1 protein-coding gene is annotated in these 726 nt (G+C 33.7%); it reads left to right on the forward strand.

Translation table 11 applies throughout. The annotated features are described in order from the left end of the window. Positions 1-726, forward strand: a 726-nt coding sequence (locus tag L1D50_RS23205) for a 6-hydroxymethylpterin diphosphokinase MptE-like protein (protein ID WP_239966955.1), incomplete at both ends; no start/stop codon positions are given.

The raw sequence follows: 726 nt of genomic DNA on the forward strand, positions 1-726 counted from the left end.
GTATCATGTGGAACATCATTATCGAGCCTACTTAAAAAAGACATTGTTCCACATATACATGTAGAAATGGAGAGAAGTAAAGATGGTTATTATATTAAAGAGAATTACCTAAACAGTCCCCTATTGAAAAACACGCTATTGATAACTTTAAACACCGTCTATCATAAAACTCTACGCGCATTCAAGAATAGGTTAGTTTTTTTTAAAGCAAATGACATTACAACAGAGATTATTACAAAAGAGCATGCTATAACTCCGCTTTACTATAGCAATCCAACCGTTACAAATACCGCTATGTCTGCACTCGTAAGTCTGGGTGTTAAAAAGTTTGTATTATCTGGGTGTGATTATGGCTTTGTTGATGAGAAACTGCATCATTGTAAGCACTCTCAATACTATAACGAAAGAGATGATCTTAGCCGATGTCGCTTCACTGGACAACATTATGTGCAAGGTAACCAAACAGAAAGAGTGTTAACAACTCGAATATTCAATGAATCAAGAAAAGCAGTTGAGTCGCTAATTCATGTTAATCCTGAGCTGAGTGTTGAGAATATAAGTAATGGCGCATTGATAAATGGTGCAATACCAACAAAGGAATTGAAACAAAACTCAATTCCTTTTTCCTTTTCACTATTTGAAAACAGCTTGAAAGCAGTAAACAATCTTAATCATATAAGCTTTACCTTTAAAAAAAATTTAGATAGATGCCGTGAAATATTAAAC

Origin of the sequence: Pseudoalteromonas sp. Isolate6, from assembly GCF_022398435.1 — a bacterium.
GTDB classification, from domain to species: Bacteria; Pseudomonadota; Gammaproteobacteria; order Enterobacterales; family Alteromonadaceae; genus Pseudoalteromonas; species Pseudoalteromonas galatheae.